Origin of the sequence: Halobellus limi (genome assembly GCF_004799685.1) — an archaeon.
GTDB lineage: Archaea > Halobacteriota > Halobacteria > Halobacteriales > Haloferacaceae > Haloquadratum > Haloquadratum limi.
In genome coordinates, this window is the sequence record NZ_CP031311.1 from 2854440 (window position 1) to 2868957 (window position 14518).

The 14518-nt window shown below is 67.6% G+C and carries 21 protein-coding genes; 8 read left to right on the forward strand and 13 right to left on the reverse strand.

The window, feature by feature from the left end; translation table 11 throughout:
• Positions 1–151: 151 nt before the first annotated feature.
• Entirely contained in the window at positions 152–1477 is a 1326-nt protein-coding gene (locus DV707_RS14115) for a CoA-binding protein (RefSeq protein WP_103993133.1), read from the forward strand.
• A 78-nt stretch (positions 1478–1555) separates the two neighbouring features.
• Here DV707_RS14115 and DV707_RS14120 read toward each other — a convergent pair whose 3' ends face one another.
• Entirely contained in the window at positions 1556–2902 is a 1347-nt protein-coding gene (locus tag DV707_RS14120) for a nickel pincer cofactor-dependent isomerase, group 22 (protein WP_103993132.1), read from the reverse strand.
• A gap of 294 nt (positions 2903–3196) precedes the next feature.
• Entirely contained in the window at positions 3197–3718 is a 522-nt protein-coding gene (locus tag DV707_RS14125) for an archaemetzincin family Zn-dependent metalloprotease (RefSeq protein WP_103993131.1), read from the reverse strand.
• Between the two features lie 96 nt (positions 3719–3814).
• Here DV707_RS14125 and DV707_RS14130 point away from each other — a divergent pair, with 96 nt between their 5' ends.
• Complete coding sequence (locus DV707_RS14130) at positions 3815–4180, forward strand: UPF0146 family protein (RefSeq protein ID WP_275046273.1); 366 nt, start codon at positions 3815–3817, stop codon at positions 4178–4180.
• 27 nt (positions 4181–4207) lie between these two features.
• Here the strand turns inward: DV707_RS14130 and DV707_RS14135 are convergent, their stop codons facing one another.
• From DV707_RS14135 to DV707_RS14165, 7 genes are all read right to left on the reverse strand, one after another.
• Positions 4208–4417: a hypothetical protein gene (locus DV707_RS14135; protein WP_103993129.1), complete on the reverse strand. Its 210-nt coding sequence runs from the start codon at positions 4415–4417 to the stop codon at positions 4208–4210.
• A 66-nt stretch (positions 4418–4483) separates the two neighbouring features.
• Positions 4484–4927, reverse strand: a complete 444-nt coding sequence (locus DV707_RS14140) for an Hsp20/alpha crystallin family protein (protein WP_103993128.1) — start codon at positions 4925–4927, stop codon at positions 4484–4486.
• Positions 4928–5032: 105 nt separating this feature from the next.
• Positions 5033–5839, reverse strand: coding sequence for a prephenate dehydratase (gene pheA, locus DV707_RS14145; protein ID WP_103993127.1), 807 nt, complete (start codon positions 5837–5839; stop codon positions 5033–5035).
• A gap of 88 nt (positions 5840–5927) precedes the next feature.
• Entirely contained in the window at positions 5928–6590 is a 663-nt protein-coding gene (gene hisH, locus DV707_RS14150; RefSeq protein ID WP_103993126.1) for an imidazole glycerol phosphate synthase subunit HisH, read from the reverse strand.
• 90 nt (positions 6591–6680) lie between these two features.
• A complete protein-coding gene (locus tag DV707_RS14155; protein WP_200820972.1) occupies positions 6681–7322 on the reverse strand; it encodes a uracil-DNA glycosylase in 642 nt (213 codons plus the stop codon).
• A gap of 24 nt (positions 7323–7346) precedes the next feature.
• The gene (locus DV707_RS14160; protein WP_103993125.1) at positions 7347–7988 is read right to left on the reverse strand and encodes an endonuclease dU; all 642 of its coding nucleotides are present in this window, start codon (positions 7986–7988) and stop codon (positions 7347–7349) included.
• Positions 7989–8027: 39 nt separating this feature from the next.
• Complete coding sequence (locus DV707_RS14165; RefSeq protein WP_103993124.1) at positions 8028–8210, reverse strand: DUF5786 family protein; 183 nt, start codon at positions 8208–8210, stop codon at positions 8028–8030.
• Positions 8211–8582: 372 nt separating this feature from the next.
• On the opposite strand from DV707_RS14165, the gene DV707_RS14170 reads away from it, so the two are divergent.
• Positions 8583–9215 (forward strand): MBL fold metallo-hydrolase, encoded by a 633-nt coding sequence (locus DV707_RS14170; RefSeq protein WP_103993123.1) that lies wholly within the window; start codon positions 8583–8585, stop codon positions 9213–9215.
• 5 nt (positions 9216–9220) lie between these two features.
• Here the strand turns inward: DV707_RS14170 and DV707_RS14175 are convergent, their stop codons facing one another.
• Entirely contained in the window at positions 9221–9370 is a 150-nt protein-coding gene (locus DV707_RS14175; RefSeq protein WP_103993122.1) for a 50S ribosomal protein L40e, read from the reverse strand.
• Positions 9371–9473: 103 nt separating this feature from the next.
• Positions 9474–9752 (reverse strand): thioredoxin, encoded by a 279-nt coding sequence (trxA, locus tag DV707_RS14180; RefSeq protein ID WP_103993121.1) that lies wholly within the window; start codon positions 9750–9752, stop codon positions 9474–9476.
• 197 nt (positions 9753–9949) lie between these two features.
• Here trxA and DV707_RS14185 point away from each other — a divergent pair, with 197 nt between their 5' ends.
• The 4 genes from DV707_RS14185 (at position 9950) to DV707_RS14200 (ending at position 13128) form a co-directional block, all read left to right on the forward strand.
• On the forward strand, positions 9950–10114 hold the full coding sequence (locus DV707_RS14185) for a preprotein translocase subunit Sec61beta (protein ID WP_049985347.1): 165 nt from the start codon (positions 9950–9952) through the stop codon (positions 10112–10114).
• Between the two features lie 103 nt (positions 10115–10217).
• Positions 10218–10814: a pyridoxal 5'-phosphate synthase glutaminase subunit PdxT gene (gene pdxT, locus DV707_RS14190; RefSeq protein ID WP_103993120.1), complete on the forward strand. Its 597-nt coding sequence runs from the start codon at positions 10218–10220 to the stop codon at positions 10812–10814.
• Positions 10815–10980: 166 nt separating this feature from the next.
• A complete protein-coding gene (locus DV707_RS14195) occupies positions 10981–12159 on the forward strand; it encodes a M20 family metallopeptidase (RefSeq protein WP_200820971.1) in 1179 nt (392 codons plus the stop codon).
• A 183-nt stretch (positions 12160–12342) separates the two neighbouring features.
• Positions 12343–13128: a hypothetical protein gene (locus DV707_RS14200; RefSeq protein WP_103993119.1), complete on the forward strand. Its 786-nt coding sequence runs from the start codon at positions 12343–12345 to the stop codon at positions 13126–13128.
• 11 nt (positions 13129–13139) lie between these two features.
• On the opposite strand, the gene DV707_RS14205 is transcribed toward DV707_RS14200, so the two are convergent.
• Both DV707_RS14205 and DV707_RS14210 read right to left on the reverse strand, forming a co-directional pair.
• Positions 13140–13943: an SAM-dependent methyltransferase gene (locus DV707_RS14205; protein WP_103993118.1), complete on the reverse strand. Its 804-nt coding sequence runs from the start codon at positions 13941–13943 to the stop codon at positions 13140–13142.
• Positions 13944–14045: 102 nt separating this feature from the next.
• Positions 14046–14225: a hypothetical protein gene (locus DV707_RS14210; protein ID WP_103993117.1), complete on the reverse strand. Its 180-nt coding sequence runs from the start codon at positions 14223–14225 to the stop codon at positions 14046–14048.
• Positions 14226–14332: 107 nt separating this feature from the next.
• Between DV707_RS14210 and DV707_RS14215 the strand changes: the two genes are divergently transcribed.
• On the forward strand, positions 14333–14515 hold the full coding sequence (locus DV707_RS14215; protein ID WP_103993116.1) for an HVO_0416 family zinc finger protein: 183 nt from the start codon (positions 14333–14335) through the stop codon (positions 14513–14515).
• The last annotated feature ends 3 nt before the right edge of the window (positions 14516–14518 follow it).

Sequence of the window (14518 nt, forward strand, 5' to 3'; positions counted from 1 at the left end):
CACGTACGCCGGAGGTCGATATAATACGCCGGTATTTCGGCTCGCGTAGACGCTTCGCTCGCTCCGACGCGTCCCACGGCCGTCCGTCCCACGACCGTCCGCCCCGCGTCGTTTCGGAATTTATATTCCGCTCATCGACGCTGGTCTATGCATGGGTATCTCAGACCTGTTCGATCCGTCCGGCATCGCGGTGATCGGCGCGTCGGCGACGCCCGGCAAACTGGGCAACGACGCGATGGCGAACGCCAAGGAGTTCGACGGTCCCGTCTACCCGGTCAATCCGAAGGGGGAGGGCGAGGTCTACGGCTACGAGTTCGTCGACTCCGTCGCGGACACCGACGCGGACCTCGCGCTCTGTTGTGTCCCGGCGCCCGCCACGCCCGGCGTCATCGAGGACTGCGGGGAGGCCGGCGTCGGTGCCGCGGTCGTCTTCGCCGGCGGGTTCGCCGAGGCCGGCGAGGACGGCGAAGAGCGCCAAGAGGAGATCCGTCGGACCGCCGAGGAGTACGACATCGCCGTGCTCGGCCCCAACACGGCCGGGCACATCATCCCGCACAAGAGTATCTTCAGCTCGTTCGTCCCCGGCTTCGACGAGATCGAGACGGGCGAGGTCGCGATCGTCGCCCAGAGCGGCGGGATCGGCGTGACGTCGACGTTCCAGCTCGAACGAGAGGGCTACGGCATCTCGGGGATGTACGGCCTCGGCAACCGCGTGAACACGGACTTCGACGACGTCATCCCGATGCTCGACGACGACCCCCAGACGGAGGCGATCGGCCTCCACATCGAGGGGACCGCCGAGATCGACCAGTTCGAGGCCGTCGTCGAGGATGCCGACACGCCCATCGTCGCGCTCAAGTCGGGCAACCGGATGCACGAGTTCGTCAAGTCGCACACGGCCGCGCCGAACCAGGACTACGAGCGCTACGAGGAGATCCTCACGAACAACGGCGGCGTGATGGCCGACTCCGTGACGGAACTGCTCGACGCGAGCCGCGTCCTCGGGAAGTCGCCCGTCCCCGACGGCCCGAACGTCGGCCTCGTCACGGCGCAGGCCGGCCCCGGCATCATGATGGCGGACTACCTCGCAGACCGCGGCGCCGAATTCCCCGAACTGACCGACGAGACCCACGAGCGCCTCGACGACCTGCTCCTCGGGTTCACCTACGACGAGAACCCCGTCGACACGGGGCGTCCGATGCCCGAGTTCGGCCAGGTCATCGACGCCGTCGCCCGCGACGACAACGTCGACATCGTCCTGGTCTACGAGATCTTCGAGCACTCGCTGGGTTACCCGATCGAGGAACTCGAACAGCTGTCGGAAGATCTCGACAAGCCGATCGTCTTCACGGTCGCCGGGCCGTACGACGCGCTCGAACCGGACCGCGAGCGGATGGAGGAACTCGGAATCTCGACGTTCGACGCCCCCGAGCGCGGCGCGTACGCCACGTCGGCGCTCATCGACTCGATCCGCTAACCCGGCGCGTCGCGTTCTCGCTCGCTCAGGTCTGGCGCCGTTTTCGTCCGCTCAGGTCTGGTTAGCGTTCTCGCCCGATCAGGCGTGGTCGTCGCCGTAGCCGCCAGCGAACGCCCCGTCTTCGAACTCGATCGGCGAGGGCTCCGCGACGACGCGGAGGTCCTCGCGCGAGCGGGCCTCCTCGACCAGCGCCGGCGACGCCCGCAGCCGATGGAGGCGCATCGTGTCCGGGGCGCGCAGGACGCGGACGGTGTCGGTGTCGACGACGCCGATCGTCGAGAGCGCGGCGACGAGCCCCGCCCGGTCGGTCTCGACGACCGGCGGGAGGCGGACGCCGCGGATGGTGCTCGCGGTGAGCGCGTTGATGAGCGTGGTCGGGGCGTCCAGTTCGGCGACGATGTCCTCGTGGATCACGTCCGCGGAGCCGACGCCCATCGCGTTCCCGTGGGTCGTCTCCGTGAGGCCCCGGACGTAGATCCGCTTGATCCGCGGGCTCTCGGGCTCGGGCTCGTTGATCGCGAACGGCCGCCGCCCGATGACGTTCGTGTCCAGCCCCTGGCCGCTGACGTCCTTGCCCTGTCGGTCGAAGACGGCGACGTCGACCGCCTCGAAGGGGATCTTCGGCATGATCTCGTAGGCGGTTTCGAGCAGTTCGGCCTCGCGGTCGAGGAAACCGCTCGGGGGGACGCCCTCCAGAATCGACGTGTCGTCGTGCTGGTCTTCGACGATGGCGACGCCGCCGACGACCGGGAGTTCCGAGAGCAGTTGTTCGGTGATCTCGGGGATCATCTCCCGGAACGACCAGTCGACCGCCCACTCGTGGGCGATCTTCGCGCCGCGCTGTTTGCCCATCCCGATGACGAGCATCTTCGAGAGGCCGCTCTCGACGACGCCGTCGAAGTCCGTGTGGGGCTTGACGCGGTTGATCGGGACGATCCCGTCGGCCGCGGCCGCGTTGGCGTCGGCGACGACCGGGACGTCGCGCTCGGGCGTCCGGCCGACCTCGACGACCTCCATACTCGATCGGATCTCACAGCCGATCGCCTCCTCGGTCACGCCGAGCTCGTTGAGCATCTCCCGCTGTCCGTCCCCGGTCGCGCCGCCGTGGCTCCCCATCGCGGGGAAGACGAAGGGTGTGTAACCCGCCCCCGAGAGCGCGTCGCCGACGCCGGCGACGATCTCCGAGAGGTTCGCGATGCCCCGACTCCCGACCCCGAGGGCGATCTCGCCGCCCTCGGGGACCGACTCCAGGGGGAGCGTCTCTGCGGCCGCCGCGGCTCGCTCGCGCACCTCGTCGTCCGGAATCGGATCGGTGTCCCAGACCTGTTCGATCACGCCCATCTCGGGGAGCGGCGGATCGCCGCACGCCTCCAGGATCGTCTCCTCGGGTACCGAGAGCGCCTCCACGGCGTCGTTTCCTTCCATATCCGCACGTCTCGTCGTTCGATATTAAACGTGGCTCACCGGATCCCTCCGTGCGTCTGGCAGAAATAACAGCCTAAAAGTAATTGATATACTGTATAAATATAAATTTGATATTAGAATAGATTTATTCGTCTATTTTGCACTCTTAGAGTATGAGTTTGGAATTATAATCAAGTGATATTCTCGATACTAGCCTGTTATATACATTTTTCTGTCAGTCAGAATAGAGCGGTACCGCTCCTGCCGGTCTCGAATCCGGGTTCGCGTCCCCCACCGGGAAGCGCTCGAACGGGGTCAGTACAGGAGTTGACTGCAGGTCCCACAGAGGTTCTCCTCTTTGACGTCGACCTCGCGGACCGTCGGGGAGAAAGACATCACGCACTTGCTGTTGTCGCAGTGTTCGAGTCCGAGCGTGTGGCCGATCTCGTGGACGACCTCCTTGCGGACGCGGTCGGCGAACACCTCCGACTGGGGTTTCGTGGTGATGCCGCCGTCGGAGGAGGTCTGGAGTCGGTGCGTCGAGATCACGGAGCCGTTGCCGTTCAGGTACGCCAGCCCGAACACGTAGTTTCGCCGCCGGTAGTAGAGGTCCTGGGAGGTGATGCCGATGTTCTTCTCGCCGGTGCCGACGCGACTCGCCAGTTCGATGAACTGCTCGGCGCGGTACTGGTTCCGGCTGCGGTCGAACGCGCCGTCGGGGATCGACTGTTCCTCCTGGACCGTGACGTCGCAGTCGTAGACCCCTCTGAGCGCGGCCGACGCCTCGCGCTTCACCTGCGCGGAGAGGTCCCCGATCGGCACGATGTCGACGAGCATAGAAGGCCTTAAGCGGGGTGGATTGATAAATATCCCGCCGTGGAAACGCGCCGTAATACCGCTCTCGTCGCCCGTTTTTCGGCGTACGAGACCGCGGTGGAGATCGGAGTCGGTCGCCGTCCGGAAGTCGCGGTCGGCCTCGCCGACGCCGGCGTCTCAGTCACCGCCACGGACGTCGCCGACGCCGACGACGTCGACGTCCCCGCGTCCGTCCCGTTCGTCCGCGACGACGTCGTCGCGGCCAGCGAACGCGACGATCCCGGCGAAGCCTACCACGTCGGTCTCGTCTACGGTCTGAACCTCCCGCCGGAGCTCCACCGACCGGCGCTGGAGGTGGCCGAGGCCGTCGACGCCGACTTCCTCTTCACGACCCTCGGGTACGACTCGCCGGCGGTCTCGACCACGACGGAATCGCTTCCCGGCGGCGAGACGCTGTACGTCGCTCGCGGGGGCGAGCGGTAGCGGGATAAAACGTCGGTGTCGGCACGTTCAGAGGGCCGAGAGACCCCATAACCCCTGGAATATCGTCAGCACGCCGATCCCGGACCACCACAGTTCGTCGAAGAGCCCGAACAGCGGGTCGCCGAACAGCCCCGCGTAGATCATATAAAACCCGGTCACGAACGCCATCAGCACGCCGAGGGCCGACAGGAGATCGAACAAACTCCCCAGGGTCTGACGGAGGAGCGAATCGCTCATCGGTCGGTGTGGCCGGCCGAAATCCGAAAAATCCTTCGCTGTTTCGACACCGAAAGCGAGGCGACGCTACTCCACGTCGATGTGGTGGGCGTCCTCGTCGTCGTCGACGACCAGTTTGGGCAGCGTCACGGAGAGGACGCCGTTGTTGTACGTCGCCGAGGCGTCGTCGGCGTGGACCGCCGCGGGAAGACGGATCGAGCGCCGCGCGCCCTCGGAGCGTCGCTCGCGGTGGACGTAGTGGTCCTCGTCGGTCTCGGCGGACTCGGTCCGGGAGGCCTCGACAGTCAGGACGTTCTCGGTGACGGCGAGGTCGATGTCCTCCTTCTCGAAGCCCGGGAGGTCGATCACCGCGACGAAGGCGTCGTCCTCCTCGCGGAGATCGACGGCCATATCGCGGCCGAACGAACGGGTGCTGTCGAACTGTCGGCTCATCTCCTCGAACTGCCGGGACATCCGGCCGAAGAGGTCGTCGAACTCGATGTCGTCGAAACTGGGGGAGCGTCTCATCATAGTAATTTCACCAATCTCACAGACGCGCCGCGAGATAATAAACTCGACAGGACGCGTGATCGCAAATCGCACGCTGTGGCGTCCAGAAGCGACGCCTATACCGATTCAGTAGAGGACGTGTCGCTTGTCGTACGATCCGAGTCGCTTGACCCATCCGTTCTCTGCGATCTCCTCGACGTCTTCGAGCGCCTCCTGGGCGCGGTCCTCGTAGAAGCCCGCGTCGAAGTCGATGTGGAAGAGGTAATCGCCGAGGCGGTTGCCGCTCGGGCGCGATTCGATCCGCGAGAGGTTGATGTCGCGCTCGGCGAACGCCTCCAGGAGTTCGAGCAGGAGTCCGGGGTAGTTCGCGTTCGGGTAGACGACGATGGTCGACTTCCCGCCGCCGTCGGCGCGCTCTTCGGCCGGCGCGATGACGAGGAACCGGGTCGCGTTCGAGGAGCGGTCCTGGATGTCCTCGGCGATAACCTCAAGGTCGTCGCCGGCGTTGTCCGGGTGACCGATTCCGGCGACCGTGGCGTCCTCGCGAGCGTACTCGACGCCGCGGGCGGTGCTGGTGACCGGTTCCAGTTCGGCGTCGGGGTACTCGCGTTCGAGGTAGGAGCGACACTGCGCCAGCGCCTGCGAGTGGGAGGCGACCGTGTCGAAGTTCGGCGACTGCGCGAGGAGGGCGTGGCGGATCGGCGTGACGATCTCCTGGATGACGGCGATGTCCGCGTTCGCGATGGCGTCGAGCGTCTCGGTGACGCTCCCCTCGATGCTGTTCTCGATGGGGACGACGCCGCGGTCGTACTCGCCGCTGTCGACCGCGTCGACGATGCCCGAGACGGACTCGCGGAACACGACGTCCTCGTCGACGGCGCGGGCGGCGCGGTGGGAGTACGTTCCTTCGGGGCCCAACGTGACTACCTGCATAGCGCGGTCTACTCCACGGGATCCTAAAAGCCCGTCGGGGAGAACGCGCTCGGTCCCGCACGTCCGGGCCGACCGCTCTGCTGTCGCCCTACCTATCGGCGCAGTAGTCGACGAAGTTCCGGAGGATCCGCAGGCCGGTCTCGCCGGACTTCTCGGGGTGGAACTGGGTCCCGAAGACGTTGCCCGCCTCGTTGGCGATGACCGCCGGGAACGACACCCCGTAGTCGGTCGTCGCGACCACGGCGTCGGGGTCGTCGGGTTCGGCGTAGTACGAGTGGACGAAGTAGGCGTACTCGCCGTCGACGCCCTCGACGATCGGGTGATCCCGCTGGACGTCGAGTTCGTTCCAGCCCATGTGCGGCACTTTCAGCTCCTGTCCGAACCGCACGTTGGTTCCGGGTACGAAGTCGAGACCCTCGACCTGCCCCTGTCCCGCGTGGTCGGCCTCCTCGCTGGTGGTGAGAAGCATCTGCATCCCGAGGCAGATCCCGAAGATCGGCTGGCCGCGGTCGGCGGCCGCCGCGAGCGGGTCGCGGAACGGCCCGGCGTTCTCCATCCCCTCGCTGAACGCCCCCACGCCGGGGAGAACGATCCCGTCTGCGGCCGCGAAGTCGTCCGGGTCGTCGGTGATCGAGACCGACGCGCCGGCGCGTTCGAGCCCCCGCTGGGCGCTGCGGAGGTTGCCGAGGCCGTAGTCGACGAGGACGATCTCGGCTAGCGCCTCGTCGGTCTCTCTCGTCGTCGTGCTCATACACCGAATCGAGCGGGCGGGGCAAAGTCACTTTCTGTCGGTGCGAATCGCTCCGCCCGGCCTCCGCGCGTCCGATACCGAGGGGGTGGATCAGAAGTCGTCGAGGCCCGCCTGACCGCCGTCGTCGCCGCCGACGCCGGCGATGTCGGCGGCGCGGGCGATCGTCTCGAAGAACGTCTCCCGCTGGCTGCCGTCGTACAGGGTCGCCGCCGGGTGGACCGAGACGACGACGCGGTAGGAGCGCTCGCCGAGTCGGACGTCGACGACGTCGCCGGCCTCCTTCGTGACGGCGACCGATCGGTCCAGCAGGTGCTCGGAGGGCACCTTCCCGAGCGTGACGACGAGTGCGGGATCGACGAGACCGAGTTCGCGTTCGAGGTAGCCGCGGCAGTTCGCGAGTTCTTCACTCGTGGGGTCTCGGTTCTCCGGCGGCCGACACCGCACGCAGTTCGTGATCCGGACGTCGACGCGGGCGAGTCCGGCGTCGCGAAGCGCGTCGTCGAGGATGCTTCCCGAGCGCCCGACGAACGGTTCCCCCTCCTCGTCTTCGTTCGCGCCGGGCGCCTCGCCGAGAAAGAGGAGGTCGGCGTCCGCGGGGCCGACGCCGTCGACGATCTGCGATCTCGATTCGACGAGTTCGGGACAGCGCTCACAGGCGCGGACGGCGAGCCCCTCCATCGAATCGGCAGCGGCGGCGTCGCCCGTGGCCGTGTCGGTCTCCTCGCCGGTCATACCGGAGAGGCGGCCGGCGACGACTTACCCGTGACGGTCCGAGTCGACGGGCGCCCGCTCGGGCCACTGTCGGGCTGCGCGGGCGGCGAGACGAGCGACCCGAACCGGCTCCGGTCGGCCGCCGGTCGGCGTGTACGCGCGGACGATCCGAGCGGCCTCGTCGTCGAGATCGTCGAGATCGTCGCCGGCACCGTCGGTGGAACGTCCGGAGTCGCCGTCTCCGAGGCCGACGCTCCGCACGAACAGCGTCTCGCCGTTGACGCGGAGGCGTCGGCGGGGTGGCAGCCGCTCGTAGACGGCGAGCCGGGAGTCGAGCGCCTCGCCGTCGAACTGCTCGCGGAGGGCGGGTTCCAGCCCCGGGCTCGCCTCGTAGGACACGGAGAGCACCGGTCGCTCGGCGACCTCGGCGATCCGATCGAGATCGAGGACGTTGAACCAGGCGGGCGCGACGCCCGAGACCAGCAGGTACTGGACGTCCTCGCGATCCGCTCGATCGACGAGCGCGCAGACGGCGTCGGTGGCGTCCAGCCCGCCGACGGTCGCCGTCGCGTACGCGAAGCCGTCGACGACGCGGTCGGCGCGGACGACGGCTCCACAGAGGACGGCGCGGCCGCTGTCTTCGTCCGTCGACTCCGCGACGCCGAGCGCCCGCGTGCCTGGCTTCACCGGCGGCTCACCCCTCTGTGAGCCGCAGCCGCGTTGACGCTACTCCCCCTCGTCTTTGATGTCTTTGAGCCGATCCAGAAGTTCGTCGTTCGACGCGCCGATCTCGAACTCGACGTCTCCCCCGTGCTCGGCCTGGGAGGTCGCGACCCCGTCGCCGTCGTCGAGATCGGTGTCGAAGTCCTGATTCTCTTGTTCGGACTCGTCGTAGCTCCCAAATCCCATACAGGGAGACATAGGAGGCAGACCGACAAAAAACACACGCAGGATCCGACGGGGGCGAGCGGACGTCGGCGTCGGCCGGAGCACCGCTCTCGGCGGGGTGACACCGCCCCGAGAGACAGGCGGACGCCCTCGGCGCTGCGTATTGGCGAACAGTCGGCACACCGCCCGCGACGACGGCCTCACCTCCGTCGTCGCGATCAACTCCCGCGTCGAGGCGCCGAACGACCGCAGAGCGACGCGGGACGAGGCTCAAGTCACGGGGACACTGGCCGCCCGTTCGTACATAAACCCTCGTCGAGTCGGGCGATCGCCGATGGAGCGACCGTCGCCGCCCGGCCGAGGCTTTTTCGTCGGCGAACGGGAACGGAGCGTATGGAGATCCACACGGTCACCGAGGGCGCGACCGAGTTCACCTGCAACGCCTACCTGCTCGACGGCGAGGACCCCGTCCTCGTCGACGCCGGAACGATGCCGGGCGTCGAGGACGTCGTGGCCTCTCACGTCGACGACCTGGAGGCGGTGTATCTCACCCACCAGCACCGGGACCACGTCGGCGAACTCGACGCCGTACTCGACCGCTTCGACGCCGACCTGTACGCCTACGGCGAACACCCGCGGCGGACGGGGGGGTTAGAAGACGGCGAGACGGTCGAACTGTGCGGGGAGTCCTACGAGGTGGTGTACACGCCCGGCCACGCCGACGATCACGTCTCGCTCGTCGGGGAGGAGCGGGTGTTCAGCGGCGACGTCGTCGTCTACAACGACGGCGCGTTCGACGACGGGAGTTTCGGCCGGACGGATATGCCGGGACAGTCCCGCGAGGAACTCATCGACAGCCTCGAACGGCTGCTCGATCGGCTGCCGGAGACGGTGTCGGCGCTGTACGCCGGTCACGGCGACGTCTATCGCGCGGACCCCGACGGCGAGGACGACTCCGTCCGCGAGGTGATCGCGCGGGCGCTCGAACGGGCCGAGCGCAGAGAGCCGAAGTATCCCGAGGAGTAGCGGACTTACGCGGCGCGGCGTTCCTTCGACTTGGGTCGAAGGTTCTTGTAGCCGCACTTGCGGCACGCGTCGGCGCGCTGGGGGTTGCGGGCGTTACAGCGCATACAGATCTGCTTCTCCAGCATCCGTTTCACCGCAGCTTCGTTCTTGGCCATACACGCGGGTTCCGGACGCGGAAGTATAACGCTTGCGAGACGGGAGACTCCGAACGAACCCCGGGAGAAACAGCGAGACGGCGTCCGCGCGGTGCGAGGCGAATTAGGCCCCGGCCGGCTGGACGGCGCCTTTCAGCGCGGCCTCGATGTCCTCGCGCTGGGTGAAGCCGACGAAGCGGTCGACGATCTCGCCCTCCCGTTCGATCACGATCGTTGGGAGCGAGCGGACCTGATACTGGTTCGCCACGTCCTGTTCCTCGTCGACGTCGATCTTCTGGAACTCCACGTCGCCGTAGTCGGCTTCGAGCTCTTCGAGGATCGGATCCTGCTTCTTGCACGGGCCGCACCAGTCGGCGTAGAAATCGAGTACTCGGACGGTCATCGTGTGCGTAGCGACGTTGCACGGGGCGTCGCATAAGCGTTTCCACCGCTGTATCCCCCGGATCGGCGCCGATCGGGCGCCGGGAGACGGCGACTTCCGTACCGGGGGACGACGACTTCGATGCTGGGGTTCACACGGCTGGCGGCGACCGCTGAGCGATCCGAAACGTTTAGGCGAGTCAGCACCGACGAGAGAGTATGAGCAGTGGTCAGAACAGCGGCGGCCTGATGTCGAGCGCGGGGCTCGTCCGCTACTTCGACGCCGAGGACCGAAACGCCATCCGCATCGATCCGAAGACCGTCTTCGCCTTCGGCCTCCTCTTCGGCGTCGGCGTCCTGGTGCTGAACGCCGTCGCGATCTGAACGGTCGATCGGGACCCCACCCGACGGCTGCGCGCCAGCCGCACCCGTCGAGCCCGGCCGGGACAACGGACGCTTTTTATCGATTCGACTCCGAGCGACGCGTATGGTACGAGCGGGCGTCGTCGCCGTCCAGGGCGACGTCACAGAGCACGCCGCAGCGATCCGTCGAGCCGGCGAAGCCCACGGCGAGGACGTCGAAGTGATCGAGATCAGACAGTCGGGGCGCGTGCCCGACTGCGACGTCCTCCTGCTCCCGGGCGGGGAGTCGACCGCCATCTCCCGACTCCTGGCACGGGAGGGAATCGACGCGGAGATCAGAGAACACGTCGCGGCCGGGAAGCCGGTGTTGGCGACGTGTGCGGGACTCATCGTCGCCGCCCGGGACGCCAACGACGAGCGGGTCGACACGCTCGACCTCCTCGACGTGACCGTCGACCGCAACGCGTTCGGCCGGCAGGTCGACAGCTTCGAGGCCCCGCTGGACGTGACGGGCTTCGACGAGCCGTTCCCGGCGGTGTTCATCCGCGCGCCCGTCATCGACGAGGTCGGCGAGGGCGTGGAGGTCCTCGCGGAGTGGGACGGTCGACCGGTCGCCGTCCGCGACGGCCCGGTCGTCGGCACCGCGTTCCACCCGGAGCTGACAGACGACAGCCGGATCCACGACCTCGCGTTCTTCGAGGACCTGGCCGTCGAAGCGTAGCCGGCCACGGCGTCGACGCGGCGGCTGCGGTGTTTTGATCGCGTCGCCGGCGGCAACGTCGACGGCGCTTTGACCGCCTCGCCGGCCGGGACGCGTCGCGGTCGGCGCGGGCAGCCACGCCGTCGGTTCCCCGAGGCTTTTCTACGACAGCGACGCACGTTCGAGCGTGAGCGCGAACCGGACCGAAGTGAGAGAACTGACGCGCCGGCTCGTCTCGATCCCGAGCCACGAGGACGAGACGGCCGCCGGTGACGCGATCGAGTCGTGGCTGCGCGCGGAGACCGACGCCGACGTGACGCGCGACCGACACGGCAACGTCGTCGCACGCCGCGGCGAGGGGGCGTCGCTGGCGCTCGTCGGCCACCACGACGTCGTCGAACCCGACGGCTCCCAGGTCGTCGGGCCCGCCGGAGACGGCCCCGCAGCCGACGACGGCGTCGGGGACGATATCGCCGACGGAAACGAGGCCAACGAGGGCGAGACCTCCACGAACGACGTCGAGTACGTCGTCGAGGAACGCGACGGGCGGCTGTACGGCCGCGGCACGGCCGACATGAAGGGGTCGCTGGCGGCCGCGATGCTCGCCTTCCGCGACGCCGACCCCGCGGGCGAACTCGTCTTCGCGTCGTTCGTCGGTGAGGAGCAGGGCGGCGTGGGCGCCCGCGCCGCCATCGACGACGGCTTCGCGCCGGAGTACGCCGTCGTCGGCGAGGGGTCGACGAACTACGCGGGCGACGACCAGACGGACGTCGTCGTCGCCCACCGCGGGCGGCGGGGATCCACGCTCACGGCGCGCGGGACCGCGGCGCACGCGAGCGAACCCGAAGCGGGCGAGAACGCGGTGTACCGCGCCTGCGACGCGGTCGACGTCGTGCGCGGTCTCGACGCCCCCGACGCGACGGTGCTCGGCGAGCGGGTGGCGGGGAGCCTCGTCGTCACCGAGATCGACGGCGGATCGGCGTGGAACGTCGTCCCCGAGCGCTGTACCGTGACGGTCGACGAGCGCACTGTGCCCGGCGAGCGCGTGCGCCTCGATGCGGTCGAATCGATCGACGGCGTCGAGTGGACGGTCGACCAGGACCTCCCGCCGATGGCCTGCGACGACGGGCGGTTCGCCGACGCCGCGCTCGCCGCGGCGGACGAGGCGCAGTCGGCGACGCCCGAGCGGGTGACGAAACCCCACGCGACCGACGCCGGGTGGCTCGCGCAGGCCGGCACGACGTGTGTCGTCTGCGGCGCAGCGGAACCCGGGGAGGCCCACACGGCGGGCGAGTCCGTGAGCGTCGACGTGCTGGCGCGGTGCTACCGGATCTACCGGGAGGTCGCGACGACGTTTCAGCCGTGATGGGTCCGGGGATGCGTTTTTTACGACGTGCGAACGAGGTACCCCAACGAGTGAATCGACGAGCGCGGAGGGACGGACCGTGAGGGCGACGCCCGTTGGGGTCGGAGTCGGCGTCACCGACGTAGCCCCGGCTACGGCCGAGGGCGGACGAGCGGTTCCGGTCGTGGTCGGGAGGAGGCGAACGTGAGCGACGGTGAGATCTCGAAGGCCGTCGACGAACTCGTCTCCGAGAGCCGCCGGGTGTTCAGTTACCAGCAGGACGCCCTCGAGGAGACGCGGACGGTCATCGACCACCAGATCGACATCGCGGAGGACGCCGACAACGAGTCGCTCCGCATCATGCGACTCAACTTCGTCGTCATCGGCGCGTTCGTTCCGATCTTCGTCTCGACGCCGGAGTTGCTGGCGCCGGCGCTGCCGTGGGCCGTCGTCGCCCTGCTGTTCTCGACGATGTCCGTGTTCGCCTCCGCGTACATCTACCGCGGGCTGACGCTGTACGGCGGCTTCGGGGACTCGCCCGATCTGACGTTCGACTCGCTGGTCGAGGAGTACGGGACCGCCGAAGACGGCGGCCCGGACATCTCACAGGCGGAGTTCCAGAGTCGGTTGCTCGAGGACCACCAGGCCGGGATCCTCCACAACAACGTCGAGATCAAACACCGAAGCGAGATCCACCAGCAGACGACGCTGCTCCTGTTGTTCGCCATCGTGCTGCTGGTTCTCGGCATCCTCCAGAGCATCACGAGCGTCCCGACGGTCTACCGGTACCTCATCTACCTCGGCTCCGTCCCGCCGATCGTCTTCGGGTTACACCGCTCCGTTCGGGCGGCCAGTTTCATCTGCCGGCTCGAACGGCGCGGTGAGGACGAGGAGCGCCTCGACTTCGACTACTCGTTCGCACGCGAGTACCCGTACATCTCGATGATGTGTTCGTGTCTGCTGTGCGTGTACGATCCGATGGACGACTGATACCGATCGACTCACTCGTCGGAGTCGGCCGGGAACTCGTCGTCGGCCGTGATCTCGTCGAGATGCGCCCGTGAATAGAGGTCGTCGCGGTACTCCTCGTTCGGCGCCGCTTCCGAGCGGACGGGCGGGACGTAGAGCGTGTGGCTGGGGTGGACCTCCGCGGCCATCGATTCGAACGCCGACAGCTCGAACGTCTGGACGTCTCCCGACTCGAAGGGAAGCGTCGCGGCCCGGACCAGCGACACCTCGTGTGTCGGCGGGTAAAACCGCTCCAGGTAGCGTCGGAGTCGCGTGAACCGCTCGGGGGCGTTCGGCCTCGCGGTGTAGAGTCGGGACCCGACCGTTCCGACCTGGAAGAGAAACGCCGGAACCGACGGGGTCAGCGGCAGTTCCCGGAGCAGCAGGTCGTTCACCTCGAACATCTGCAGACCGGTCTCGAAGGGGTTCAGACCCAAGTCGACGTACATCGCGTCGAGCGACGAGATCCCCGGGCGGACGTCGACGTCGACCCCGGCCGCCTCCCCGCGGCGGACGATGTCGTCCGTCGGCGTGACGCCCACGGTCGGATGCCCGTAGGTGGCGAGCGCCACCGGTGAATCGGCGTCCGCAGCGGCGGAGACCACCCGGTCGACGATGCTGTCGTACGTCTCCGCCCGCGGTCGGCCCTCCTCGTACTCCGACCCGAGGCGTACGACGGCCCCGAAGCGGTCGGAGAGGGCCTCGGCCACGATGTCGTGGGGATGCAAGAGGAAGATCCGGTCCGAGCGATCGAGCGCGACGTCGACCTCGTCGGTCAGCTGGTTGCAGCCGACCATACCGAGTCCGACGACGTAGAGGCGAGTGGTGATAGTGTTCCTCCGGGAGCGAGAAAAATCGCGGGTCGTGAAAAACGCCGGCGATCGAATTCCCGATCGCGGTCAGTTGTTAATGAGCCACGATCGCGGGTCGAAGTCGCCGTCCGGTTCCCCCGGAAGGCCGTCGACGTCGGAGAGTCCGTACTCCCGAAGGACGGCGTCGGGGTCGGCCTGGAACCGTTCACGCACTTCCGCGTCGGAAACGAGCGCTTTCTTGAGCGCGTGGATGTCGTCGCCTGTCATACACGGTAGACGTTACTAGTCACCGACAAAAGTGTTTGGTCCCTGATTATGCGAGGGAAATCGGTCGGCAATAGGACTAAATAGTGGTACGCCATACCATAGCGTGTATGGCCTCAGCACCGAGCTCCGACGATGCGCTGTTCGACCAGTTCCTCGACGACCGCGGTCACGACATCGAGACAGTGGACTGGGAGACCTCGTATAACAAGAAGCAGTGTCCGGAGTGTGGTGCACTCCACGACGACTCGGCGTCCGTCTGCGGGGTCTGCGGGTGGGACCCCCGGACCTGATCG